At 58.3% G+C, this 235-nt stretch carries 1 protein-coding gene; it reads left to right on the top strand.

Features of this window, described 5'->3' with window-relative positions:
* Positions 1–235 (top strand): hypothetical protein (locus tag ACI77D_RS29455; RefSeq protein ID WP_407018122.1); only part of this gene is annotated, 235 nt, incomplete at both ends.

The following is a 235-nucleotide window of genomic DNA, read 5'->3' as shown; positions in this document are numbered from 1 at the left end:
CAGCTGTCACCGGCTGGTCTGGAATGAACGTGGGCAGTTGCTTGAGGAACAGCTGCCGAATGGCGGTATCAAGCGCTATCGCTATGACGATCTTGGGCGGAAGGTTACGCACGAGGATGAACAGGGCGCGCTGACTCAGTATCAGTGGGACAGCATGGGCCGATTGACTCGTGTGGTGTTGCCAGGCGGCGCGACGCGGGAATACAGCTACAACCCCTACGGAAAAATCACCGCT

The sequence above is a fragment of the Pseudomonas sp. O39 genome (genome assembly GCF_045447295.1).
GTDB lineage: Bacteria > Pseudomonadota > Gammaproteobacteria > Pseudomonadales > Pseudomonadaceae > Aquipseudomonas > Aquipseudomonas antarctica_A.
This window is presented reverse-complemented; position numbering and strand designations above follow the sequence as displayed.